Below are 25,623 nucleotides of genomic sequence, written 5' to 3'. Positions count from 1 at the left end.
CGCGGGCATGATCTACATCGACCCGCCGACCTGGCCCGGCCACGGCCGGCTCTGGTCCCATCTGATCAGCGACGTCTCGTACCAGGAACTGCACGACTTCGCCGAGCTGGTCGGCATCCCGCGCCAGGCCTTCGAACGTGATCACTACGACGTGATCGAGGAACGCTACGAGACCGTGGTCGCCGCCGGAGCCCGGCCGGTGCCCACCCGACGGATCGTCGAGCTGCTCCGGGACGCGGGGCTGCGCCGAAGGAAGGCGGACGAATGACCCATCCACCCCGACAGTGGCCGGAGCCGCTGCGGCCCGGCTCGGTGGTCGCCGTCGTGGCCCCGAGCGGCCCGATCCGGCCCGAGCGGCTGCAGCGCGGCGTCGACCTGCTGCAGTCCTGGGGCCTGGTGATCAAGCTCGGCCCGAACACCAGCGGCGTCCATGATCGACTCGGCTACCTGTCCGCGGATGATCAAGCCCGGGCGGCCGAGCTGACCGCGGCCTGGAGCGACCCGGAGGTGGCCGCCGTCTGGGCCGCCCGTGGTGGGTACGGGGCGCAGCGGATGATCGACCTGATCGACTTCGACGCGCTCCGGGCCGCCGGACCGAAACACTTCCTCGGCTTCTCCGACATCACCGCCCTGCACGACCGGATCGGCCGCGAACTGGACCAGGTGACCCTGCACTCGCCGGCCGTTGCCGCCGCCGTGGCCCAGCTGGCCGACCCGCCATCGGTCGAACAGCTGCGCCGGTTGATCTTCGAGCCGGCCAAGCCGGGCACGGAACTCGCCACCGGTTCGACCCTGGTGCCGGGCACGGCCCAGGGCCTGCTGATCGGCGGCAACCTGGCCCTGGTCGCCAGCAGTCTCGGCGTCGACCCGGCCCCAGACCGGCCCAGCATCCTGTTCCTCGAGGACATCGACGAGGAGGGCTACCGGGTGGACCGGATGCTCACCCAGCTGCTCCGCTCCGGCTGGCTGTCCGCGATCACCGGGATCATCATCGGCCAGTTCACCGACACCGACGACGAAGATCAACTCCAGCGACTCTTCGAGGACCGCTTCGCCGGGCTCGGTGTCCCGGTGATCACCGGAGTCGAAGCCGGCCACGGCGAACGCAACCTGACCCTCCCACTCGGCGCCGAGGTCACCCTGACCGCGGGCCCGGACGGCGGATCACTGGTCCTCGGCCGGCCCGGCCGCTGATCGGCCCGGCTCCCGGCCACGTGAAACCGCCCCTCCCTCGGAAGAGGAGAGGGGCGGCGAGACCCAGCTGTCGGGGGACAGCCGGTCTCTTGCGGGTACCCGATCCAAGCCTGCGCCGACCGGCGTGGCACCGGAGTCGCGGCGCCGCCGGATCGGCGCATCCTGCACTATTCGTGCACTGTTGATCACGAGCGCGTATCGGGAAGGTTCGGCGCGCCCTTCCCCCAGCCGTCACCGTAGGCGCGGGCCTGGAGGCGGAACAGGTCGGCGTAGCGGCCGCCGGCGGCGAGCAGTTGCCGGTGATCACCGGATTCGACGATCCGTCCTTCGTGCAGCACGACGATCAGGTCGGCCATCCGTACGGTCGAGAACCGGTGTGACACGAGCAACGTGACACCGCCGGTCGCGGCGGCCAGTTCGGCCGAGGCCGCGGCATAGCGACCGAACAGGGCGTACTCCGTCTCGGGATCCAGCGCCGCGGTCGGCTCGTCGAGGATCAGCAGTAACGGGCTGGGCCGGAGGAAGGCTCGGGCGAGCGCGAGGCGCTGCCACTGACCGCCGGACAGGTCGACCCCGGAGGTGAAACGCCTGCCGAGTTGGGTGGCCAGGCCGCGCGGCAGCTCATCCACCACTCCGCCGGCCGCGGCGCGATCCAGAGCAGCTCGGATCGCCCGATCGTCGGGAAGCAGGGACAACTCCCCGACACCGACGGCCTCGCGTGCTGACAGTTCGTAGCGGGCGAAGTCCTGGAACGCGGCCGAGGTGCGACTCCGCCAGGTCTCGGGATCGAGTCCGGCCAGCTCGGTCCGGTCGATCATGATCACTCCCTCGGACGGCTCGTACAGCTTGGTCAGCAATTTGATCAAGGTCGTCTTGCCGGCCCCGTTCTCACCGACGAGGGCGACGGTCGCGCCGGCCGGAAGATGGAGCGTGAGTTCACGGAGCACCGGAGTGCCCGTCCCGGGGTAGCTGAAGCTCACGTTGCGCAGCGAGATACCGCCAGAGATGCGAGTCGGAGTGGTGACGAGACCACCGTTGGGCCGGGCCACGGCGGCGTAGCGCCGAACCCAGGCGAGCCGGGTGAAGGCCCGGATGGTCTGTCCGGTGTTGCGGGTGGCTTCGGCGACGGCGGTCGCCGTCTGCTCGACGCGGGCTCCGAGCAGGATGATCAGGGCGAGATCGCCGCCTGATGCGGATCCGCCGGTTGTTTGCCAGGCGACGAAGCCGATCGCGGCCACATAGCCGGCGCCGAACGCGACGCGGGCAGCGAGCTCGTAGCCAGCACCGGCGCGGCCGGCCCGGCGGAGCAGGGTCTCGGCGCCGCTGAGCAACCCGTCGACCTGCCGGACCAGCATGGTCCGCAGACCGAAGACGCGGATCTCAAGGCCCCTGCTGGGGTCCGCCGCAAGGTCGGCGAGGCGGTCGGCTCGTCGGGTCGACTGTGCGGTTGTCTCCCGGGCCGACCACTGGATCCGGCCGCTGATCATCGAGGCCCAGACCCGCAGCGCGCCGAGCAGCGGCAGCACCAGCAGGGCCGGGTGGACCACGCCGAGCAGTCCGAGCACCACGGCGGCATTGGCCAACGCGGCGATCACGCCGACCAGACTGGAGAAGCTGAAGGTCAGCAACAGCCCGTCCTTCCGCAGCAGCTCGATCCGGTCTGCGATGTCCGGCCGTTCGTGATGCTCGATGCCCGGGATGCCCGCGACCGTGGTGATCAGGCCATGGTTGAGATGGGTGTGCACCTGGTCGACCATCGTCTGCATGACGCCGTACTCGAACGACTGGATGATCACGGTGACCGTCAGCGTGGCCGCGATGATTCCCAAGCCGGTGATCAGCGGGTCGATCTGGTGGTCGATCGCACCGTCGATGATCAACGCGAGGCCGTAGACCTGGAGTGGCGGCCCGACCGCACCGGCCAGCCGGATGGCGAACGCGAGGCAGGCCAGGCCGGGCGCCGCCCGGAATCCGCTGGTCAGCCAGAGTCGGACGGCACTGAACCAGTCATGCATGATCGGTCTCTTCTTCGGCCTCGGTGTAGCGGTCGGCCTGAGCCCGGAACATCGTGGCGTAGCGGCCGTTGCGGGCGATCAACTCATCGTGCCGGCCGGATTCCACGATCCTTCCGTCGTGCAGAACGGAGATGCGATCGGCTGCCCGGACCACGGCGAAGCGGTGGGAGATGATCAACGAGGTCACGCCCCGGGTGAGCTCGAGGTAGCGCCGCACCAGCTCCGACTCGGCGCGGACATCGAGCGCCGCGGCCGGCTCATCGAGCAGCAATAGCCCCGCACCGTCACCGTCCTGAACGGCGAACAGGGCGCGGGCGAGTGCCATCCGCTGCCATTGCCCGCCCGACAGTTCGGCTCCGCCCGGAGCGCTGCGATCCAGGATCGTCCTCCACCCGCCGGACATTCTGGTGATCGCGTCGTCGATGCCGGCCCGGCGCGCGGCGCGGATGATCGCCTCCGACCGGCCATCCTGATCTGGGAAGCCGGGTGCGAGGTTGTCCGCCGCGGAAAGTGGCAGTCGCACGAAGTCCTGGACGATGGCCGCGATCCTTCGCTGCCAGGCTTCGAGCGAGGCCGGATCGAGGGTGGCAAGGTCGATCCCGTCGACCGTCACCCGGCCTGCTGTCGGCCGATGGCAACCGGCGAGAAGCTTGACCAGCGTGGACTTACCGGCACCGTTGATCCCAACCAGGGCATGCGCCTCATTGGCCCTGAGCTCCAATTCAACTCCGCGGAGGGTGTCCTGATCACGGCCTGGGTAGCGAAAGCCGACATTCTCGAACCGGATCCCGTTGACCGGCGCCCGTCCAAGATCGACCGTCACCCCGGCATGATCATGGTGGTGCGCGTCGATCAAGGCCGGTAGGGATTCGACCGAGCGGAATGCCGCGTCCGCCCGTCGAGCCTGGGCCACCGTGCCGGGGTCCGCGGCCGCTGCGATCAGCAGCACGGCCGAGATTGCTGCCGCGGCCGCACCGAGGTCGAGCTGACCGGCCCACAGGTCGCTGACGATGATCACGACCGCCGCTGCATGCACCACCAGGTGGAGTCCGAGCACGCCCAGCCGGGTCCAGGCGAGCTGCCACCGGCTGCGTTGGACCGGCGACAGCGCCGCGTCTCGTTCGGCCGAGTGCCGGTCGGCCAGCCACCGGGCCAGGCCGAAGATGCGCAACTCCTGGATGCCCTCGACCAGCGCCAACTGCTGCAGATACGTCGCCCGCCGCTGCCCCTCCGTCTGCCCGGACCAGGCTGCCGTCTCAGCGCGGGTGGAGCGGGTCAGCCACCATTCCACGAACGCGACCGAGCCGATCAGCAGCGGCGGCAGCCACCATTCGAAGGTCACTCCGATCAGCGCGGCGGACCCGAGCACGAGCAGTCGGGACGCCAGCAGCGACACCACCTGCCCGGGCCCATGGCCGACCGTGGTCAGGTCCACGCCCCGCGCGTGGGCGTACCCGTTCTGCACGGCCGGATCCTCGAGGTGGTCGATCCGCTGCGGCTCCAGCATCGGGCGCAGCACCCGGGACACGGCGACACGGTCCAACCGCACGGCCAGTTCGGCGGCCGCCAGTTGCTGAGCGACCGGAAGGACCGATCGGCCGACCAGCACCACGATGACGGCGGCCACCAGCCAGCCGAAGGTGCCGTCCTGGCTGCCGGCCGAAACGGATGGGCCGGCAGCGACCACCAGCCCCAGCAACCACGCCAATGTCAGGGTCGACCCGGTCATGATCATGGACACCGCGATCAGGATCATCATCGGGCGACGAGCGTTGCCGTAGCCGAACCTCAACAGCCGAAACATCTGGACCACCCCTTCGATGACGACCGGGGCGGCTCACGCTGGAGTCACCTCGGCCGATCCAGTCGGATTGCCGAATGACTCCAGGGTTCGCCTGGAGATGAGGCCGAGGGTACCCGGGCCGGACGCAGTGCGGCGAGCCATTTTCCGTTGCCGTGGTGGGCGACAATGGGGGCACGATGAGTGACCTGCCGTCGCCGGCCCTGATGAGCCTCGTCCCCACCGCCGGGGACCGGTCGCGCGGGTTTCCGTTCGTCGTGCAGGCGGGGCACACGCAGTTCCAGCCCGGGCATCGGCTCAGCTACGGCTCGGTGCAGAGCATCGCCGTGGTCGGCTGCCACTCCGGGCGGGGCGTGGTCGAGCTCAACGGAGTCGATCATCCGCTGCGGCCGGGACTGCTCTATCTGATGCCGTGGAACCACTCGATCGACTACCGGTCCGATCCGCGGGATCCGTTCTTCGTCTTCGGCGTGCACGTCATCCCGTGGCAGCGGGCGACCGAGGCGCTGGCGTACGAGGCGCCGCACGAGGCAGACGAGCCGTTGTACGACGTCGAGTGGCGACGGGCCCGGGCGCCCGGGCAGCCGCCGCCGGTCCGGGAGGTGACGGCGACGACGGAGGCGGATCGGCCGGCGTTGGCTGCCCTGGCCCGGTTCATCATCGAACGGTTCCGGCGTGGGCATCCGACCACCGCGGAGAGCCGGTCGCTCGGGTTGCTGATGATGGTCGAGCTGACCACCGATTCGCCGCCGCGGCCGGAGGAGGATCCGGCGCTGCCCGTCCACCTGCGCGGGCTGCTGGTCTGGATCATCCGTGATCTTTCCCGGCCGATGTCGCTGGCCGATCTGGCCGGCGTGCTCGAGTGCTCGCCGTCCACGGTGACCCGGCTGTTCCGCCGCCACCTCGGCTGTCCACCGCTGGAATGGGTGACCCGGCAGCGGCTGCGGCACGCCCAGCGGCTGCTGGCCGAGAACCACGAGACGATCGCCATCGTGGCCCGGAACTGCGGCTTCGACGATCCCTGGTACTTCACCCGGGTGTTCAAGGCGCGGGTCGGCGTGACGCCCAAGGAATGGCGTCTGCATCGGACGATCTGAGCATTACCCGGACGATCGGTCGGGCCGCCGCGAATGATCGTAGGTGAAACGCGGTGGGGCTCCTTAAGTTGGCGGCGTGCTCCACGACGACGTGTTGCTTCCGGCTGCCGACGTCCCGCCCGCCGCCGAAGCCCAACGACTGCAGGCCACCGAGCCGCCGGTGCCGCCGCGCGGTGGGCCAGTCGTCGACGTTCGTGATCATGGAGCGAGAGGTGATGGTGTCACCGACGACGCCGCCCCGTTCCGGTCGGCGCTCGAGGCAGTGGCCGCCGCCGGCGGCGGCACGCTGCTGATCCCGCCGGCGACGTATCTGCTGAACGAGCCGCTCCGCCTGACCGACGACCTGCACGTCGACGGCACCGGCGCGACCTTGATCAAGACCGACGGTGCAGCGGCCTACTTCGTCAGCCTGTCCGGGCCGGCCACCGGCTACGGGTCGGGGGTGCGCCGGGTCCGGGTGGACGGGCTCACCTTCCGGGGCAGCTTCGCCCGGCGGTCCGTGGCCTGCGGCTTCGCCCTGCACCACGCCCAGGACGTCTTGATCGAGAACTGTTCCTTCGTCGAGCTCCAGGGCGACACCGGGCACTGTCTCGACCTCTGTGGCTGCGAGCGGGTCGCGGTCCGGGACTGCCTGTTCGAGGGTTTCCTGATCCCGGAGGACGACGACTACACCAAGATCGAATGCATCCAGCTCGATCAGTCCCGCTGGGGTGCGCTGTCCGTCGCCGACGATCCCGCCGGCTATGACGCCCTGTTCACCCGCGACGTCTCGGTGCAAGGGTGTTCGTTCCTGCCGCGCGAGGTGGACGGGATCAGCTATCCGTGCCCGAACCCGATCGGCGCGCACTCCACCCGCGAAGGCCACCGCTACGAGAACGTCAGCTTCACCGGCAACCGCGTCGTCGATCCGCTGCCCGACCCGCCGACCGCGGAGTCGGAGGCGCTGAACGATCACCGCAGCTGGAAGGGCGTCACCCACTTCCCGACGATCAAGAACCTGATCATCACCGACAACGTGTTCGTCCAGCGCCGGCCGGACGCGATCCGGGCGGTCTCGGTGTTCTCGATCGACGTGTCCGATCTCGACGCGGTGCCGCCGAGCGTCCGGCCGGTGCCGGGCCCGGTCGCGCCGATCCTGTCCGAGCAGATCCTGATCAGCCGCAATATCTTCACCGGACTGCGGGGCGAGCCCTCGAACGAGGTGATCTTCCTGCGCGGGGTGGCTGGCGGACCGGTCCGTGAGGTCATGATCACCGACAACCGCTTCGAGTCGGAAGCTCCGAGCTCCGGCACCGTACCGATCACCGCCCGGCACGCCGAGCAGCTGACGATCACCGGCAACGTGATCAACGGCAACCGGGTCAATGGCAGCAAGATCAACGGCAGCATGATCAACGATGCGGCCCAGACTCCGCAGCGCCGCTCGTCGGCGCACCCGGAGCACGCCGAGTTCGTCCGGACCGACCCGGCCTTCTCGCCGGCCCCGTTGTGGTGGTGGAGCGGCGACGAGGTCACGCTGCCGCGGCTGTGCCGGCAGCTCGACCGGCTCGCCGCCGGCGGGGTGCACAACCTGGTGGTGATCAATCTGGCGCCGACCGGTCCGGCGCACGGTGCGCTGGCCGACGACCCGCCGTTCCTGTCCGAGCGCTGGTGGGAGCTGTGGACCGGTCTGGTCGGCGAGGCCCGGCGGCGGGGGACGCGGCTCTGGTTCTACGACCAGCTCGGCTTCTCCAGCGCCCACCTGCAGGGCGACCTGGTGGTCGCGCGGCCGGAGCTGGCCGGTGAGGCGGTGGAGCGGCTGACGGACGAGGTCGGCCCCGGCGAACGGGCGGAGCTGACCTGCGCCGGGTTGGGTGAGGCGATCGCGGGTTGGGCCTGCCCGATCGACTCCGCGGGCCGGCCGGTCGGGACGCCGATCCCGCTCGAGGTGGCCCGCGCGGCGCTGTCCTGCACGGTGCCGGCCGATGCTTCGAACGGCACGCGCTACCGGGTCAGCCTGGCCTACCGGCGGCGGACCGGCTTCGACTATCTGTCCCCGGAGGCCTGCCGGACCCTGTTCGACATCGTGCACGGCGAGTTCGAGCGCCGGCTCGGCGGCGAGCTCGGCCGGACGATCGCCGGCACCTTCCAGGACGAGCTGCCCTCCGTGCCGACCTGGAGCCGCGGCTTCGGCGCGGAGTTCCGGCGCCGCTGCGGCTACCGGATCGAGCCGGTGCTGGCCGCCCTGTTCGACGATGTGCCCGGCTTCGAGGACGTACCCGAGGGTGGTCCGGCGACGCCGGCGCGGGTCCGGCACGACTACCAACGGGTCCGGGCCGAGCTGGCCGAGGAGGCCTTCTTCCAGCCGCTGCACGACTGGCACCACCGGCACGGTCTGCTGCTGGGCTGCGACCAGCAGGGCCCGTCGCGGGCGGCCGAGCCGCTGGCCACCGTCCGTCAGTACGCCGACTATCCGCGGACCCACCGCTGGTTCAGCGCGCCGGGCAGTGATCATCATGGCGATGCCAAGATCCACAGCTCGCTGGCGCATCTGCACGGCGGCCGCCGGGTCTGGATCGAGGCGTTCCACTCGTCCGGCTGGGGCAGCACGATGGAGGAGACCTTCGACTGGCTGGTGCCCTGGCTGTTGGCCGGCGCGACCCTGTTCGACCCGCACGCCGTCTACTACTCGACCCGCGGCGGCTGGTTCGAATGGGCACCGCCGAGCAGTTGCTGGCGGCAGCCCTACTGGGCGCACTACCGGCTGTTCGCCGACACCGTCAGCCGGCTCAGTCGGCTGCTCGGGCTCGGTCGGCACGTCTGCTCCGTCGGCGTCCTGCATCCGACCAGCACCGTGCAGGCGCACACCCTGCTCGATCGGGACCTCGAGCCGGCCCGGCGCGCCCAGCAGAGCTATCTGGCCCTGACCGGGCGGATGTCCTGGTTCCGGCCCGAGCCGGGGGTGCTGGCCGCCGCCGGCACCGACTTCGACGTGCTCGACGACGAGGCGATCGCCCTCGGCCGGACCGGTGCGGGGAGGCTGACGATCGCCGCCGAGCAGTACGACCTCGTCATCGTGCCGCACTGCACGATGTTGCTGGAGACCACCGCCAGCCAGCTCGTCGCGCTCGCCGAGTCCGGCGGCACGGTGCTGGTGATCGGCCCGGTGCCGTACGAGAGCGACAGCACCACCGGCCGGGTCGCGTGCGCCCGGCTGGCCGAGCTGGCGGCGTCCGGCCGGGTGCTGCGGGTCGACGATCCGATCGAGGTCACGGCTCTGTTGCCGCGGGTCGCGACCGGTGAACTGGCGTTGCGCCGCCGGATCGGAGACCTGGAGCTGCTCGTGCTGCCGGCGGCGCCGGACGGTACCGCGACCCGGCAGCCGCCGGTCGGCCCGGGCCGGTCGTGGCGGGACCACCTGGCCGACCGCGGCTACGACTTCGATCCGGACCGTTGGCGGGCGACGAGCACGATCGTGCTGCCATCGGACGCGACCGCGATCGAGCAGTGGGACCCGTACAGCGGGGCCGCGACGCCGCTGGCCGACCGCCCTGACCCGGACGGCCGCCGGGTCGAGGTCCGGTTCGACCAGACGCCGCTCGCCGTCGTGGTGTGGCGGCCGGGGGTGCCGGCGGACGAGGCGGTCGGCGGCCCAGCGCCGGCCTCGCCGGGGGAGGCGCACGAGCTGGATCCGGTCTGGGCCGCCGAGCTCGTACCGACGGCTCGGGACGCGGACGACCCGCTCACCCCGACCTCTCCGTTCCCTGAGCCCACTTCCCCTCCGTTCCCTGAGCCCACTTCCCCTCCGTTCCCTGAGCCCACTTCCCCTCCGTTCCCTGAGCCTGTCGAAGGGCAACTGCCGCGGGGCCCTTCGGCAGGCCCAGGGAGCGGAGGGGGCGCGGGCTCGGGGACCGTGGTCCGGCAGTGGCGGCTCGACCAGGCGACGCCCGACGGCCGGCGGCGGAGCGTGCTCGTCGGGCACGGCCGGTGGGCGTGGCGGTACGGCCCGGCCGCGCTGGCGGAGCTGCCGCCGCCGTTGCCGCCGGACCATCGCGGGCCGCTGGGCGGGGACGGCTGGGAGTCGGTCGCCTACTCGCTGTCGCACGGCATTGAGAAGGACCCGGTGCACCTGCCGACCCTCGGGCCGAGCGGCCGGGTGCCCGAGGAGTTCTTCCAGGTCGACTCGGTCGGCGCGGGGGCCGCGGTGGCACTGCGCACCACCGTGGACGTGGGCGATCGGTCCGGGTCGCCGGTCACCCTGGCCGTCGGCGCGAACGCCGCGCTGGCGGTGTGGTGGAACGGCCGGCGGCTGCCCGCCGGCCCCGACGACGCCGGCTACCTGCGCTGCTTCCCGGTCGAACCGGCGCCGGGGCCGAATCTGCTCGAACTGCGCTGTTCCGACGTCGCGGGCGGCACCCTGCGCGGATCGTGGGCGCTGGTCACCGACCCGGCGAGCTATCGCCGGCCCGAGTGGCTGGGCTGCCCCGACCCCGATGCCGGCGTGACCTTCCGGCGCGAGTTGAGCTTCGATGGACCGGTCGCCGCCGCGACCCTGCAGCTGGCCAGCGTCGGCGAGGCGACGCTGAGCGTGAACGGCCGGCCGGTCGCCACCCACGGCAGTTTCGAGCCGTACGGGAGCCGGACCCGGGTCCAGCCGTACGAGGTCGGCGGGCTGCTCCGGGCCGGCCGGAACCGGATCGAGGTGAGCTTCGCCCCGGCGACCAACCCGGTCGCGATGCTGATCGACGGCGAGGCGGTGCTGGCCGGGGGTGATCGGCGGCCGCTGATCACCGACGGGTCCTGGCTGGAGCGGCGGGCCGGCGTCCCGGACCGGCCGGCGCGGCCGGATCGCCGGGTGCTGGTCGATCCGCGGTTCGTGCAGACCCGCACCCGGCCGCACCCGTTGCCGGCCAGCAGCTGGCTCGGCGGCCCGGCCGCCGACCCCGGCGTCGTGCTGCCGGTCGCACCGGACGCGGATCCGTTCGGGCCGCGCCCGCGGCTGAGCTATCGCGCCGTCGTGCCGCCGGGGGCGACGAGCGTCCGGCTGCACCCGGTGGCCGGCGAACTCACCGCGATCCTGGACGGGCGGCCGGTGCCGGTCGCGCGGGGTCTGATCGAGTTGGCCGGCCCGGAGCGGCTCGGTCGGGTGCTCGAGTTGATCATCACACCGACCGGCGGGGCGGTCGGCGGAGCCGTCTGGCAGGGGCCGCTGGAGTTCGACTGTCCCGGCCCCGGGATCATCCGGACCGGGGACTGGTCCGAGCAGGGCCTGGCCGGCTTCGCCGGCGGTGTGCGCTACCGGCAGGAGTTCGAGCTGGGGCCGCACACGGCGGCCGAAGTCGATCTTGGTCGGGTCCGCGGCACGGCGGCGGTGATGATCAACGGCCGGTCGGCCGGGACCCGGATCTGGTCGCCGTACACGGTCGACGTCACCGGCCTGACCCGGATCGGCGAGAACACCATCGAGGTGGTGGTGTTCAACACCCTGGCCGGGCAGCTCGACGACACCTCGCCGACCCCCATGGTCTATCCAGGCCAACGACGTGCCGGGCTGTTCGGCCCGGTGCGCCTGATCACCCGGACCGGCGGAGTCGAGGAGGACTTGCCATGACGATCACCCGACCACCCCATGATCATGATCACCCGGCGCGCGAGCGGCGAGCGGATCGGACGCTGAGCCGTCGCCAGGCGCTGGCCCTCGGCGGTGCGGCCGCATTGGCGGTCGGCGCGGCCGGCTGCGAGGTGCAGACCACGTCCGACCCGCCGACCGGCGGCGGAAGCGAGACGGAGATCGAATTCCCGGCGCCGAAGGCGGAGCTGCCCACCGACGCCGTGACGTTCCGGACGATGGTGGCCGACGGGTCCAACGTGCTCCCGCCGATCTTCGCCGCGTTCAGCAAGAAGTTTCCCAACATCACCGTCGACTGCCCGCAGACCACCTGGGACACGATCGCCGAGGCGGTCACCCTCGGCGTCCGCAACGGCACCGCGCCGGACATGTTCTCCAAGCCGCTCAAGGTGCCGATGCAGATCGCCGTCGCCAACGGCTGGTGCGCCCCGCTGGAGGAGGTCGTCCCCGACTTCGCGCAGTGGAAGGCGGCCTACCCGGAGACGGCGTTCATCCCGGGCCACCACGTGTTCGACGGCAAGACGTACGGCTGGACGACGACGTCGAACTACTCGCAGTACGGGTTCTACGTCTTCTACGAGAAATCCCTGCTGGAGAAGGCGGAGCACGACCCGGCGGCGGAGCCGTTCAGCTGGCAGACGCTGCGCAGTGTGGCGAAGAAGATCACCAGCCCGGACGACGACGTCTACGGCCTGATGATCTCCAGCAAGCGGCTGGGTCAGGTCGCCCTCGGGCTGGCCGAGCGGGCCGGGCTGGCCGGTGGTGAGCTGAACCTCAGGACGGGGGAGTATCAACAGACCCATCCGTTGCTCAAGGGCGCGATCGAGCTGCTGCTGGCGATCAAGGACGACGGCTCGATCATTCCCGGCTATCTCAATCTCAGCCAGGACCTGGAGATCTCCCGGCACTCGGAGGGCAAGACCGGCCTGGAGCTGCAGGGCTCCTGGTGCATCTCCAAATGGAAGAAGGACAATCCGGACTTCAACTACTCGGTGGCGATGCCGCCCACCGGGGACGACAAGGTGTTCCACCACGCCAGCTTCGCCGAGGGCACCGCGGCGCCGTACATCATCTACGCCAAGAGCCCGCACCGCACGATCGCCGGCGAGCTGCTCTCCTATCTGGGCAGCGTCGACGGCCAGGCGGCGATGACCGTGCTGTCCGAGGGCGCGCTGGTCTCGGAGATGCCCGCGGCCAACGAGAAGGCGAACACGCTGACCGAGTTCCCGCCGGCGGTGACCAGCTATCGCAAGCTGTTCGGCGAGCTGCTGGTGCAGCAGCCGTTGCCGGCCTTCGTCAATCCCGAGGTGGGCCGGGTGACGATGGAGATCAAGCCGGTGGTGCCCGCCCTGGACGACATCGTCGAGGGCATCTTCACCGGCCAGGTGACCGACATCGACCGGGCGCTGCAGGAGTTGCAGGACAAGAGCAATCAGGGCTTGGACGCCGCGATCGCCACGGCGGTGAAGAAGGGAGCCAAGGTCTCCCGCGAGGACTACACGTTCAGGAACTGGGATCCGGAGCAGGATTACACCAGTGCCGACTACGACGAGCGTTGAGGTTGTCCGGGGGCGGCGGCGGGTCAGGCCCGGGGTGCTGCTGTGGTGCTATCTGTTCATGATCCCGGCGGCGATCCTGGCCGGGATGTTCACCTTCTACCCGATGATCATGTCCTGGTACATCTCGTTCCTGGACTGGAGCGGGATCGCCGTCGACAGCACGTTCGTCGGCTGGGCCAACTACGCGGAGCTGTTGGGTGATCAACTGTTCTGGGGTGCGTTCGGCCGGTCGTTCGTCTTCATGGCGGTCGGGACGCCGATCCAGGTGATCTTGGCCCTGTTGGTCGCCGTCGCGCTGAACAACCAGGTGCGCCGGCTGTCGACGGCGTTTCGGACGCTGTTCTTCCTGCCGACGGTGACCACGGTGGCGATCGTCGGCGTGGTGATGTCCTCGGTGTTCAGCGTGTACGACGGGCCGGTGAACGAGTTCCTCGAGACGATCGGCGTGATCAACGTCCCGGTGGACTTCCTCGGCGACCCGAACAAGGCGCTGTGGACGGTGATCGGCGTGCAGGTGTGGAAGAACGTCGGCATCACGATGATCTACTGGCTGGCCTCGCTGCAGACGGTGCCGCAGGAGTTCTACGAGGCGGCTCGGGTCGACGGGGCCGGCCGGTGGCAGCAGCTGACCCAGCTGACGGTGCCGCTGCTGCTGCCGTTCGCGGTGATCATCATCGTGCTGACCGCGCACTCCAACCTGCACACCTTCGCGATCGTCCAGGCGATGACCGAGGGCGGCCCGTACTTCAGCACTCAGGTGATCGAGGTCTTCATCTATCAGACCGCCTTCGTCAACTCGACCACCGGCGGAGTGCCGCGGCTGGGCTACGCCTCGGCCGCCGGCTGCCTGTTCGGCGTGGCCACCCTGTTCATCGCGCTGCTCCAGGCGTGGGCGGCCCGGGCCGTGGCCCGCGCCCGGAGCCAGTTCTAGGAGGTGACGTGACGACGACGATCCCGGCCACCGCGACCGCGCCGCTCCGGCCCGCCGGCGATCCCGCCGGCCGCCGCCGGCGGCACCGCAACCGGCAGCGGCTCCGGCGGGCGATCGTGTTGGTGATCTTGATCCCGATCGCGCTGGCCTGGATCTATCCGTTCGTCTGGATGATCAGCGCCTCGCTGAAGGCCAACGGCGAGGTGTTCGGCACCCTCAACCCGTTGACCCGCAAACTGCATCTGGACAACTACGTCCGGGCCTGGACCGAGGCGCGGATCGGCCAGTACTTCCTCAACACGGTGATCGTCACCGGCGGATCGATCATCATCTCGGTGACGGCCACGGCCTTGATCGGCTACGTGCTCGGCCGCTACTGGTTCCACGGCAAGCGGATCGTGATCGGACTGTTCGCCGCGGCGATCTTCCTGCCCGAGGGTTACACGATCATCCCGATCTTCGACCTGATCTCCCGGCTCAACCTGGACGGCACCCTGTGGGGACTGACCCTGGCCGAGGCCGGCGGCGCCCACGTCGTCGCGGTACTGCTGTTCGCCGGCTACTTCCGGCAGTTGCCGGCCGAGCTGGAGGAGGCGGCGATGCTCGACGGGGCCAGCTTCCCGCGGGTCTTCGCCCGGATCTATCTGCCGCTCGCCAAGCCGGTGATCGCGACCGCGATCATCCTGCAGTTCATGCACGCCTGGAACGATTTCCTGCTGCCGCTGGTGCTCACCCTGGCCCGGCCCGAGCTGCGCACCCTCGCCGTCGGCGTCTACTCCTTCCAGGGTCTGTACTTCAACGACTGGTCCGGGATGGCCGCCGCCGCGACGATCGCCCTGATCCCGATCATCGCCATGTTCCTGGTCCTGCAGCGCTACTTCGTCGAGAGCGTCGCCGGCGCCATGAAGGGCTGACCCTCCCCGGAGGAAAGTTTGTGAATGTGATCACATTCACTAGGTTCGGGCGGGCGGTACGTGTGACGATCGAGGGGTCGTTGACCGGGTGAGAGGTGAATGATCATGGACCCGAGAGCCGCACTGGAGCCGCTGCCGGCGCCGTACCACCGACACTTCGAACGGATCCTGAGCGTCGCCGAACCGGACCCACGGATCCGTGGGCTCTGGCTCTCCGGCTCACTCGCCCGGGGTGCGGCCGATGCCGGGTCGGACCTGGACCTCCTGCTGGCCGTACGGGACGACGACTTCGACGAGTTCACCGCCGGCTGGCGCGACTGGCTGGCCCGGATCACGCCGGTGCTGCTGGCCAAGGAACTGCCCCGATCGAAGCTGATCATCTACGCGTTGGCCGAGGACCTGTGCCGGATCGACGTCGTGATCGAACCGGTGAGCAAGGTCTCCGCGTCGCCGCACCGCCGCCGCATCCCGGTGATCGACCGGGACCAGCTGACCGGCTCGGTCCCGGCTCCGGAGCCCGGGCCGGGCCCGGACCGGGTCAAGATCACGGCGATGATCACCGAGTTCTGGCGGATCCAGGCCAACTTCCCGGCCATGATCAACGGCCGGAAGGACCTGCTCTGCGCCAATTCCGGCGTGCACGTCAGCGCCCAACTGCTGTACGACCTCTTCGTCGAGACCAACCAGCCGCTGCCGCCGATGGGCGTCAAGCAGTTCACCGCGCGGCTGCGGCCGGACCAGGCCGAGGTGCTGCGCACCCTGCCCGTCTGCGCGCCGGGAGATCGCGACCTGCTGATCAAGGCCGACCTCGCCGTCTGCGAGGCCATGGCGACCGCCGGCCGAGCCGCCGCCGACCGCGTCGGCGCCGACTATCCGGAACGGATCTCCACCGCCGTCCTGGCCCACCTGCACGCGACACTCCGCCGCTGAACGCCCACCAGGCCGAAGTCGATGTGGTGCTGGAAACGCCGGACGGGCGGGTTGTCGGGATCGAGGTGAAGGCCGGAGCGACTATTCGGACCGACGACCTCTCGGGTCTGCGCGCGCTACAACGGATCACCGGCGATCGGTTCGTGGCCGGTTACATCCTCTACACCGGTGCCCAGACCCTGCCGTTCGGCCCGCGTCTGCGTGCGGTGCCGATCGAAGCGCTCTGGCGCTGTGAGCCCTGAGGGTCCAGCAACTCTCCGCGTTCGATGATCAATCTGCCGAAGTCCCGAACCGTTCGTACACCGGGCGGATCAGCTCGGTGAGGGGCCGCCCGCGGACGCTGAGGTCGAGTGCCGGCAGTTGATCAAGCAGGCTGAGCGGGGACACGGTGGGCGGAGTCGGCACGGTGATCTTGGTCTGGGCGGCGAAGTAACTGTCGAGGCACTCGGTCAGCGGCGGCGCCTCGGCGCTCTCGTCCGATTCCGGAACGCCGGTTCGGGCGGCATTCAGATTGTCCAGCAGCAGATCGCGAGCACGCCCACGCCAGGCGAGGATCTCGAACGGGTCGTCGTCGAAGCGTTCGGCGAGCAGATAGAACACCGCCGCGAGGTGCTTGCAGGGCACCTGCCAATCCGGGCAGGAGCAGTCGAGCGACAGGTCCGACTCGGTCGCGGGAAACAGGGAGAGCCCGACGCCGGCGAATACGCTTTCGATGTCGTCGGGCATCTCGCCGGCCAGCAGTTTCGCCAGATACCAGGCGTTGTCGGCCAGCGCGGATTCGACCCGGGTCCAGTCGGCCTGGCCGAAGGCTGCGAGCTGGATCCGGACCCGATAGGGCTGAGCCCGGCTGCCCTGGACCTCGGCGGCGACCGAGCCGGCGGCGAGCTCCACGGCCAGCACCTGACCCCTGCGGGCGTAGTTGCGGCCGCGTTCCAGCCGGCCACCGACGATGATGTCCTCGAGCACGGCGATGAAGCGTTCGGACCACCAGGTCTTGGCGATGGCTCCCCGGACGCTGCGCGCCTTCAGGCCGCCCTGCACCGCGCGGGGTTTCGACGGTGGGGGGAATCCTCGCCGGTTCCAGTTCATCGCTCGTCCGCATCAGCGACGGCACCGGCCGAGAGGGTGAAGAGATCCCGCAGTTCGGTGGTGGACAGTTCGGTCAGCCAGCCTTCCCCGTCACCGACGACCAGCTCGGCCAGCGCCACCTTGTCGGCGATCAGCCGATCGATCTTCTCCTCCAGGGTGCCGGCGCAGATGAACTTTCGGACCTGGACGTTACGCCGCTGCCCGATCCGGAACGCGCGGTCGGTGGCCTGATTCTCCACCGCCGGATTCCACCACCGATCGAGATGGATCACGTGATTGGCAGCGGTCAGGTTCAGACCCGTGCCGCCGGCCTTGAGCGACAGCAGGAAGATCGGCGGGCCTTCACCGCTCTGGAACCTCCGCACCAGTTCGGTGCGCTGACTTCGTCCGGTCCCGCCGTGCAGGTAGGCGACGTCGGTGCCGAACCGGGCCGCGAGATGCGGTCTCAGCAGCTCGGCAAACGCCGTGTACTGGGTGAAGCACAGCACCCGATCGCCCTCGGCCAGGATCTCCTCCAGCAGCTCCTCCAGCCGGATCACCTTGCCCGAGCGGCGCCCGATCGGAGACCTGTCCTGCAGCAGCTGGGCCGGGTGATTGCAGACCTGCTTCAGCTTTGCCATCGTCGCCAGCACGTAGCCGCGCCGCTCGATGCCGGACGAGTCGTCGATCTTCTCCATCATGTCGTCGACCACGGTCCGATAGAGCGAGGCCTGTTCGACGGTGAGCTGGCAGTACTGATTGATCTCGATCTTGTCCGGAAGATCATCGATGATCGTCGGATCGGTCTTCAGTCGGCGCAGGATGTAGGGGCGGGTGATCTTGCGCAGCCGTTCCGCCGCGTCGGCGTCGCGGTGCCGCTCGATCGGGATCGCATACCTGGTACGGAATTTGTCGGGTGACGCGAGCAGGCCGGGATTGACGAAGTCCATGATCGACCACAGCTCGGACAGTGCGTTCTCCACCGGCGTTCCGGTCAACGCCACCCGTTGCCCGGCCCGCAGTCGGCGGGCCGCCTTGGACGTCTTGGACAGCCGGTTCTTGATCACCTGTGCCTCGTCCAGGACCAGCCGCTGCCAGTCGATCTCGGCCAGCTCCTCGATGTCGATGGTGGCCGTGCCGTACGTCGTCACGATCAGGTCCACCTCCCCGATCCGGTCGGCGAGCTCCTGGCCGTGCAGCCGTTCCCGGCCGTGATGGGCATGGACCCGCAGCGCGGGCGCGAACTTGGCCGCCTCGGCTTCCCAGTTGCTGACCAACGACATCGGGCAGAGCAGTAGCGTCGGTCCCGCGTCCGGCACCTGGTCCCGCCGGGTCGCCTCCAGGGCGAGCAGCTGGATCGTCTTGCCCAGTCCCATGTCGTCGGCCAGCACCGCGCCGACCCCGATCGCGGACAGGAAGCTGAGCCAGGACAGTCCGCGCTGCTGATACGGCCGGAGCTCAGCGGTGAACTCCGCCGGCGGAGTGACCTCGGTCAGCGATTGGGCTGCGGTGCCGGACAGCAGGTCCCCGAGCCAACCGTCGGCCTGGATGGACGTGACTTCGAGAGGCAGCTCGTTGTCGTCGGGGTGTGCCGCCGCCAGGGCCAGCAGTTCGACCGCGTTCATCCGGCCCGGAGGCCGGCCGGACAGGAATTCGAGGCCACGTCGCAGCTGATCGGGATCGACGGCGAACCACTGACCGCGGAGCCGCACCAGAGGAGCCTTGGCCGCGACCAGGGCCTCGATCTCCTCCTCGGTCAGCGTCTGATCACCGACCGCCAGCGACCACTGGAATCCGGCCAACTGATCGCGCCCGAATCGCGAGCCGTCGTCGGCGGCCGGGTCACGCGGCGTGCTGGCCGCCAGCGACAGCCCGACCTTGGATCGGCGGCCCCACCAGCTCGGTAGCAGCACCCCGAAGCCGGCCTCGGTCAGCGCCGGCGCCGCGACCGAGAGAAAGTGAAAGGCGCCGGTTGCATCGAGGTCGAGCGCGCTCGGCCGTGCCTGCCGCATCCCGGGTCCCAGATCGGGATAGACGCGGCTCGCCCGGCCGAGCTCGGCCAGCAGCAACTCCTGCGGCCGGTCGAGCCAGCGTCGGAGCGCACCCTCGTCCTGCCAGGCCTGTTCCGCGGGCACGAGCAGGCTCGGGTCCGCGGTCGACTGCAACAGGAACTCGAGCCGCCACCCGGGCTCGGCATCCGGCCCGAGTTCTTCGGTGTCGAGCTCGGTGAGCCGGAACGTCGCGTGGGCCGGACTGACCTGTTCGGTGCCGATCTCGGACCAGGGCCGCAGCACCTGGTCAAGATCATCCAGCTCGTGGTCGTCGGCATCGAAGCGGCCGTCCGCGCTGGTCAGCGCGGCCAGCCAGCTCTCGTGGGCCGGGGGTCGCTTGGGCGGGCGACCGCGTCGGGCGGGCAACAGGTCCAGGCCGGCGGGCTGGCTGCCCCGAACCGCGGCATCGACCAGGCCCTGCAGCGCATCGACGGCCAGGGTCCGTGGGTTGTCCAGACCCGGTTGAGCCCGGCAGACCGGCGGTGTCGCCGTGATCAACGCGTGCAACGCGATCACGTCGGTGCCCTGCAGCACGGGTCGCCAGCGAGCCATCGCGCCGCCGCCGCCGTCACGGTCGAGGCTCGGCAGCACCCGGCCGCGCAGCACCAGCTCGGTCGCGAACTGCGCCAGGTCGGCCAGATAACCGATCGAGTCGCCGAGACGCACCGGCGTGGCCTCTTCGTCCCGCGGCCGGTCCAGCCAGGACAGGGCAGCGCGGGCCGAGAGGCGAACGACGGGCACGGACCAGGCGAGCAGGGACGGCGCGGATCGGGCGGCGGGTCGGGGCGTGGTCCGGATCAGTGCGGGCGAGTCGAGCGGCGACGTCGGCAGCGACGGAAGGAGCAATGTGACCGCCTCCGCCGGTCCGGCAGGCGCGTGCCCGGGTATCAGCTCGGCCAACTCCACCGGACCGGCCGCGAACGGATGTGGTCGGGCCGAGCGGACGGCCCGGCTCGAGCTGGTGACCGTACGCTCGGAATCCTCGGCCCAGAGGCACAGGCCGGCACCCGGAGACCAGAACCCATGGGCGGTCAGCACGTGGTGCAGCCTAGTGGCGGCCTGCGCTCGTTGCCCGCGGTCAGCGGAGGAGGGCCGGGAGGGGGTCGGTGTGGAGGATCGCCAGGGAGGTCACGGCTCGGGTCAGGCAGACGTAGAGGCGGCGGAGGCCGGTGATCTCGTCGGGTTCGCCCGTGACGATCGCGGCCGGTTCGACCAGCACGACGTGGTCGAACTCGAGGCCCTTGGCCAGGGCGGCGGGCACCAGGTCGACCCGGGTCTCGAAGGCCGGCGGGACGTCGCCGAGCAGGTCGTAGCGGATGGCGTGCTGCTCCAGCAGGGCCCGCAGCCGGGGGATCGCCGCGTCCGGGACGATCACGCCGACGGTGCCCTCGCGCTCCGCGGCATCGACGACGGCCGCGGCCAGGGCGGCGTCAAGATCGTCGGTCTGTCGTAGCTCCAGGTCACCGCGACTGCGCCGGACCGAGCGAGGCTTGGTCAGGGCGGGGGCGATCACCGGTAGCAGCCGGGCGGCGAAGTCGATCACCGAGCCCGGCACCCGGAACCCTTCGACCAGTTCGGAGATCTCCGCGTCGGGCTGGCCCAGGTGGCGCAGCGAGTCCTGCCAGGAGCGGGTCGCCCACGGCGTCGTCGCCTGGGCCAGGTCGCCGAGCACGGTCACCGACCCGGTGCTGGCCCGTCGGCCGATCGCCCGGAGCTGCATCGCCGACAGATCCTGCGCCTCGTCGATGATCACGTGGCCGAGGCTCGGGGTGCGGTTCAGCTGGTCGGCCGCCTCGTCGATCAGGGCGAGATCGGCCAGCGTCCACTTGGCGCTCTTCGGGGTCCGGGGCGGCTTGTCCAGCAAGATCGTCTTCTGCTCGACGTCGTCCAGGATGTCCCGGGCGGCTTCGGCCAGGAAGGCGGCGTCGGTCAGCAGGCGCAAGATCAACTTGGCCGGGTCGACGGCCGGCCACAGCTCGTCGGCGTAGGCCTTGACCGGTTTGCTCTTCGCCACCGAGTTCTGCACCCGGTCGTCCGGCGAGTCGCCCGCCGCCTCCATCTTGATCAAGACCTGGTGGGCCAGCCGCTGCGGCAACATCGTCCGGCCGGCGGTGTAGCGGACGCCGCGCCGGCGCAGCTCGTCGAGCATCTCGTTGGCCAGATAGGCCGCGACCCGCCACTGGTGCGCCCCGCGGGGGACGACCAGCGGGCTGGTCGCGGTGCCCAGATGTCCCCACACGGCCCGGGCGATCACCTCGGCCATCCGCGGGTCGCCCTTGATCAACGCCGCCGGCACCGGGTCGTCGCCGGTGATCATGAACCCGGTCGACTTGCTGACCAGGGTGGAGAAGGTGGCCTGGGTCGCGTCGATCTCACCCAGGGCGGGCAGCACGTCGCCGATGTAGGAGAGGAAGTTGTCGTTGGGCCCGATCACCTGGACGCCGGAGCGGGACAGCTGGTCGCGGTGCGCGTACATCAGGTAGGCGGCCCGGTGCAGGCCGACGGCGGTCTTCCCGGTGCCCGGCGCTCCCTGGATGCAGAGCGAGTGCGACAGGTCGGCGCGGACGATCACGTCCTGGTCGGGCTGGATGGTGGCCACGATGTCGCGCATCGGGCCGGTCCGCGGCCGTTCGATCTCGGCTTCGAGGATCCGCGAGTGCAGCTCGGTCTGCGGCTTGGCCAGCTCCTCGTCCTCGTACGCGGTCAGTTGGCCGGAGGAGAAGCCGAAGCGGCGGCGCAGCCGGACCCGCATCGGATCGCCCGGCTTGGCGCGATAGAACGGGAGCGACATCGGCGCCCGCCAGTCGACGACCAACGGATCGCCGCCGGTCTCGCCGGTGACGTGCCGGCGGCCGATGTAGAGCCGTTCGTCGTGGTCGGCGCCGAGCTCGGCGTCATAGTCCAACCGGCCGAAGAACAGCGGCACCGTCGGGTCGTCCTCCAGCGACTTCATCCGGCGAAACAGCACCTGCCTGAGGTGTTGAGTGGAGACGTGATCGGCGCCGGCGCCGTGGCCTTCCAGGCTCGCCGCATGATCGCGCATCCGGCGCAGCGCGGCGCGGGATTCACTCAGATGTCGTTGTTCGTGTCGAAGAGGATCGTCCTGCGGGAGGGTATCGGGCTCCGATCCGGGCATGCAGAGATCTCCGATGCTGCTCGTGGGGGAGGAGCCACTGTACTCGCGCGGTCGCGTCACGGCGAATCCAATAACCGGCCGTGACAGGATGGCGCCCATGCGACGCCTGACCGACACGGACGCGGCGATCGCCTACAGCACCGGGCTGCTGCGAGGCGACCGGGTCTACCTGCGCGAAGTCCGCGAAGATGATCTTGTCCAGCTGACCCGCTGGTGGAACGATCCGGCGACACTGTCGCTGCAGCAGTCCACCGTGCGGCCGATTCCGGGGCAGACGATGGCCGACCGGTTCCGGCTCTGGACGGCGAACACGTCACCGCACGACACCGGGTTCGCCGTGGTCCGGATCGACGACGACACGGTGATCGGCCAGACCGGGCTGAAGGGGTCACCGAACGGCCGCTCCGCCGAGTTCGTGATCGTCCTCGGCCCGGAGTTCACCAGCCGCGGCTACGGCACCGAGACCGTCCGGCTGATGCTGCGCTTCGGGTTCGCCGAACTCGGCCTGCACCGGATCGAGCTGCGGGCCTGGGGCTTCAACACCCGCGCCATCGGGGCCTACCTGCGTGCCGGCTTCGTCGAGGAGGGCCGCCGTCGCGACGTCACCTTCCACAACGGGCAGTACGGCGACGAGGTGATCATGGGCATTCTGGAACAGGAGTGGTGGCCCCGGGCCGAGGCCGGCGACGAGGCGGGGGAGACCGGCGGCGCCGGGAGCGAAGGGGAGCGTTCGGAGACTCATGGGTATTGACGGAGAGCGGGATCGCTTCCAGGCAACGGATCCGGACCAGCGGCCGCGCAAGGAGCGGCGTGCGGTCCGGGTGATCATGATCGATGATCATCGCCGGGTGCTGTTGTTCCAGGATACCGATCCCGGTTGCCCCGGCATCAGCTGGTGGGTGACCCCCGGCGGCGGGATCGACCCGGGCGAGTCCGAGACCGACGCCGCGGTGCGGGAACTGGTCGAGGAGACCGGCTACCGGAGCCGGCCGGACGAGTTGATCGGTCCGCTCGCCGTGCGGCGCGCGGTGCACGGCTATTCCGACCAGATCCTGGTCCAGGACGAGACGTTCTACGCGCTCCGGGTCCGGCCGTTCGAGATCGACATCTCCGGTCACACCGAGGACGAGCAGCTCACCATCGCCGGCCACCGCTGGTGGCCTTCGGCCGACCTCGCCGACCCGGACGGCTGGCTCTGGCCGGCCGAGCTGTCGGAGCTGGTCGCCCTGGCCGACTCCCCCTCCGCCGGGCCGCGCGATCTCGGCGTCCAGGAGGAATCGACGGTCCCGCTGGCGAACTGACCGTCCCCGTCGGACGACAGACGCGACCATTCCAAACGCGAGCCGTTCGTTCCCTGAGCCGGTCGAAGGGCAAGCCAGTTCACGCTCCGGCTCATTCGGCAAGATCATTCGGTCCACTCGGCCTGCCCTTCGACAGGCTCCGGCTCGGCGGGCAAGGTGGTCGCGCCAAGGGCGGGCGGGGTGGCGCGGTCGGCCGGCTTTCGCAGCCGACGACCGGCTATGCGCTGGGTTTCGATGGCACTCTTCGAGTGGACGCTTTGGCCGCGGATCTGTGCCTGGAAGCTGGCCGAACAGTCCACTCGACGCACGCCGGCGGGAGATCTCGATCCTCCTTGAGCCCGGCCGAGCAACAACACCCAAACCGGCGACGATCTTGGGCCTGTGGTGTTGCGTCCCTGTCCAAAGCTGGTGCGCCTAATAGGTGGATCCAGGCTGTGAACGTCGTTCGAACGGTCGCGTTGGCGATCGGACCGGGTCGGGGCAGTAGGCGGTCAGCGGAGGTTGTCCGGGATCGGGGAGTCCAGGGGCGGTCGGTCCGCGGGCTGGTCGTCGCGGAGCACGTTGCCGCGGATCGCGACCAGAGTGATCACGGCGCCGGCGAGCAGCAGGGCGGCGCTGACGATCATGGCCAGCCGGAAGCCGGCGGCGAAGACGGCCGGGTCGTTCACCGCGTCGCCGGTCAGCCCGACGGCCGGCGGCACGGCCGCGACGGCGAGCAGCCCCGCAGCCCGGGCGACGGCGTTGTTGACCCCGCTGGCGATCCCGGCGTGCCGGACCTCGGCCGTCGCCAGCACGGTCGCGGTCAGCGGGGCGACGACGGCGGTCAGGCCGATCCCGAAGATCGTCACCGGCAACAGGACGTCGAGCAGATAGGAGGCACCGGGGCCGATCCGGGCCAGCAGCACGGTCCCGACGGCTCCGACGACCAGACCGATCGCCATCATCGGCTTCGGGCCGACCCGCTGGGCCAGCGCCCCGGCCCGGGCCGACAGCAGCAGCATCAGCACGGTCACCGGCAGCAGGGCGGCGCCGGCGGCGATCGGCGAGAACTGGCCGACCAGTTGCAGGTGCACGACGAGCAGGAACATCATCAGCGACAGCCCGCCGTACACCACGAGGGTGACCAGGTTGATCGCGGTGAATTGGCCGGAGCCGAAGACGTCCACCGGCAGCATGGCTCGCGGCCCGCTGGTGCGGTGGGTGCGCCGCCGCTCGACCAGCACGAACCAGACCGCGGCGCCGACGCCGACCACGGCGCTGGCGATGATCAACGGGTCGACCCGGCCGGCGGGCAGCTCGGTCAGCGCGTACGTGATCCCGGTCAGCCCCACGGCCGCCAGGACCGCGCCGAGCACGTCGAACCGACCCACCGGGCGACCGTCCGTGGGCTCGCCGCCGGTGCTTTCCGGCACGTGCCGCCATGCCACCGCCACGGTGATCGCGGCCAGCGGCAGGTTGATCAGGAACACCCAGCGCCAGCCGGCGAAGCCGACCAGCCAGCCGCCGAGGAACGGGCCGAGGGCCCCGGCGACGCCGCCGAGTCCGGCCCAGGCGCCGACCGCGCGCGGCCGGTCGTACGCCACGAAGGAGGCCTGGATGATCGCCAGCGATCCGGGGGTCAGCAGCGCGCCGCCGATGCCCTGCAGGGCCCGGGCGGCGATCAGCATCTCGACGTTCAGGGCCGCGGCGCAGAGGGCCGAGGCGAGCGCGAACCAGATCACGCCGATCACGAAGATCCGCCGCCGGCCGAACCGGTCACCCAGCGCGCCGCCGAGCAGGATCAGGCCGGCCAGGGTCAGCGTGTAGCCGTTCACCGTCCACTGCAGCCCGGCCATGCCGCCGCCGAGCTCCTCGGCGATCGCCGGCAGCGCGATGTTGACCACCGTGCTGTCCAGCATCGCCACGCTCGAGCCGAGCACCGTCGCCAGCATCACCCATCGGCCGCTCGCCGACGACAACCGCAGCATGCCGTTCGTCACGAGCCGACTCAACCACGAACGGTCACCGGCCATTCCCGG

The 25,623-nt window shown here is 70.3% G+C and carries 17 protein-coding genes; 11 read left to right on the top strand and 6 right to left on the bottom strand.

Annotated features, from left to right (window positions below; genetic code table 11):
* Positions 1-7: 7 nt before the first annotated feature.
* Together FNH24_RS29865 and FNH24_RS29860 are read left to right on the top strand one after the other, a co-directional pair.
* Complete coding sequence (locus FNH24_RS29865) at positions 8-268, top strand: DUF4031 domain-containing protein (protein WP_152365921.1); 261 nt, start codon at positions 8-10, stop codon at positions 266-268.
* Positions 265-1,194: a S66 peptidase family protein gene (locus FNH24_RS29860; protein ID WP_152365920.1), complete on the top strand. Its 930-nt coding sequence runs from the start codon at positions 265-267 to the stop codon at positions 1,192-1,194. Before FNH24_RS29865 ends, FNH24_RS29860 begins: the two co-directional genes overlap by 4 nt.
* Before the next feature lie 185 nt (positions 1,195-1,379).
* Here the strand turns inward: FNH24_RS29860 and FNH24_RS29855 are convergent, their stop codons facing one another.
* The gene (locus FNH24_RS29855) at positions 1,380-3,209 is read right to left on the bottom strand and encodes an ABC transporter ATP-binding protein (protein WP_152365919.1); all 1,830 of its coding nucleotides are present in this window, start codon (positions 3,207-3,209) and stop codon (positions 1,380-1,382) included.
* Positions 3,202-5,013, bottom strand: a complete 1,812-nt coding sequence (locus tag FNH24_RS29850; protein ID WP_152365918.1) for an ATP-binding cassette domain-containing protein — start codon at positions 5,011-5,013, stop codon at positions 3,202-3,204. Before FNH24_RS29850 ends, FNH24_RS29855 begins: the two co-directional genes overlap by 8 nt.
* Positions 5,014-5,189: 176 nt before the next feature.
* On the opposite strand from FNH24_RS29850, the gene FNH24_RS29845 reads away from it, so the two are divergent.
* The 7 genes from FNH24_RS29845 (at position 5,190) to FNH24_RS29815 (ending at position 16,291) form a co-directional block, all read left to right on the top strand.
* Complete coding sequence (locus FNH24_RS29845) at positions 5,190-6,107, top strand: AraC family transcriptional regulator (protein WP_152365917.1); 918 nt, start codon at positions 5,190-5,192, stop codon at positions 6,105-6,107.
* Positions 6,108-6,183: 76 nt separating this feature from the next.
* Positions 6,184-11,697, top strand: a complete 5,514-nt coding sequence (locus tag FNH24_RS29840) for a glycosyl hydrolase (protein ID WP_152365916.1) — start codon at positions 6,184-6,186, stop codon at positions 11,695-11,697.
* Positions 11,694-13,274 carry an ABC transporter substrate-binding protein gene (locus FNH24_RS29835; protein WP_152365915.1) on the top strand — a complete coding sequence of 527 codons (1,581 nt, stop codon included), beginning with the start codon at positions 11,694-11,696 and terminating at the stop codon, positions 13,272-13,274. Before FNH24_RS29840 ends, FNH24_RS29835 begins: the two co-directional genes overlap by 4 nt.
* Positions 13,252-14,205 carry a carbohydrate ABC transporter permease gene (locus tag FNH24_RS29830; RefSeq protein ID WP_152365914.1) on the top strand — a complete coding sequence of 318 codons (954 nt, stop codon included), beginning with the start codon at positions 13,252-13,254 and terminating at the stop codon, positions 14,203-14,205. Before FNH24_RS29835 ends, FNH24_RS29830 begins: the two co-directional genes overlap by 23 nt.
* A gap of 8 nt (positions 14,206-14,213) precedes the next feature.
* Positions 14,214-15,119: a carbohydrate ABC transporter permease gene (locus FNH24_RS29825; protein ID WP_246187146.1), complete on the top strand. Its 906-nt coding sequence runs from the start codon at positions 14,214-14,216 to the stop codon at positions 15,117-15,119.
* 105 nt (positions 15,120-15,224) lie between these two features.
* Entirely contained in the window at positions 15,225-16,049 is an 825-nt protein-coding gene (locus FNH24_RS29820; RefSeq protein WP_161606393.1) for an aminoglycoside 6-adenylyltransferase, read from the top strand.
* Between the two features lie 23 nt (positions 16,050-16,072).
* A complete protein-coding gene (locus FNH24_RS29815) occupies positions 16,073-16,291 on the top strand; it encodes a hypothetical protein (protein WP_161606392.1) in 219 nt (72 codons plus the stop codon).
* A 28-nt stretch (positions 16,292-16,319) separates the two neighbouring features.
* Here the strand turns inward: FNH24_RS29815 and FNH24_RS29810 are convergent, their stop codons facing one another.
* Genes FNH24_RS29810 through FNH24_RS29800 form a run of 3 tightly spaced genes read right to left on the bottom strand, consistent with a single transcriptional unit; the run spans position 16,320 to position 22,211 of the window.
* The gene (locus FNH24_RS29810) at positions 16,320-17,138 is read right to left on the bottom strand and encodes an SWIM zinc finger family protein (RefSeq protein ID WP_152365911.1); all 819 of its coding nucleotides are present in this window, start codon (positions 17,136-17,138) and stop codon (positions 16,320-16,322) included.
* Positions 17,135-20,206, bottom strand: coding sequence for a DEAD/DEAH box helicase (locus tag FNH24_RS29805; protein ID WP_152365910.1), 3,072 nt, complete (start codon positions 20,204-20,206; stop codon positions 17,135-17,137). Before FNH24_RS29805 ends, FNH24_RS29810 begins: the two co-directional genes overlap by 4 nt.
* Positions 20,207-20,246: 40 nt before the next feature.
* On the bottom strand, positions 20,247-22,211 hold the full coding sequence (locus FNH24_RS29800; RefSeq protein WP_246187145.1) for a HelD family protein: 1,965 nt from the start codon (positions 22,209-22,211) through the stop codon (positions 20,247-20,249).
* Positions 22,212-22,401: 190 nt separating this feature from the next.
* On the opposite strand from FNH24_RS29800, the gene FNH24_RS29795 reads away from it, so the two are divergent.
* Positions 22,402-23,055: a GNAT family N-acetyltransferase gene (locus FNH24_RS29795; RefSeq protein ID WP_152365908.1), complete on the top strand. Its 654-nt coding sequence runs from the start codon at positions 22,402-22,404 to the stop codon at positions 23,053-23,055.
* Positions 23,045-23,605, top strand: coding sequence for an NUDIX hydrolase (locus FNH24_RS29790; protein ID WP_152365907.1), 561 nt, complete (start codon positions 23,045-23,047; stop codon positions 23,603-23,605). Before FNH24_RS29795 ends, FNH24_RS29790 begins: the two co-directional genes overlap by 11 nt.
* A 491-nt stretch (positions 23,606-24,096) precedes the next feature.
* On the opposite strand, the gene FNH24_RS29785 is transcribed toward FNH24_RS29790, so the two are convergent.
* Positions 24,097-25,584, bottom strand: a complete 1,488-nt coding sequence (locus tag FNH24_RS29785; RefSeq protein WP_246187144.1) for an MFS transporter — start codon at positions 25,582-25,584, stop codon at positions 24,097-24,099.
* Positions 25,585-25,623: the final 39 nt, after the last annotated feature.

This window comes from Microlunatus speluncae, from assembly GCF_009299835.1.
In the GTDB taxonomy this organism is placed as follows: domain Bacteria; phylum Actinomycetota; class Actinomycetes; order Propionibacteriales; family Propionibacteriaceae; genus Microlunatus; species Microlunatus speluncae.
Note: the sequence above shows the minus strand (reverse complement) of the source record. Positions and strands in the feature narration are given on the sequence as shown.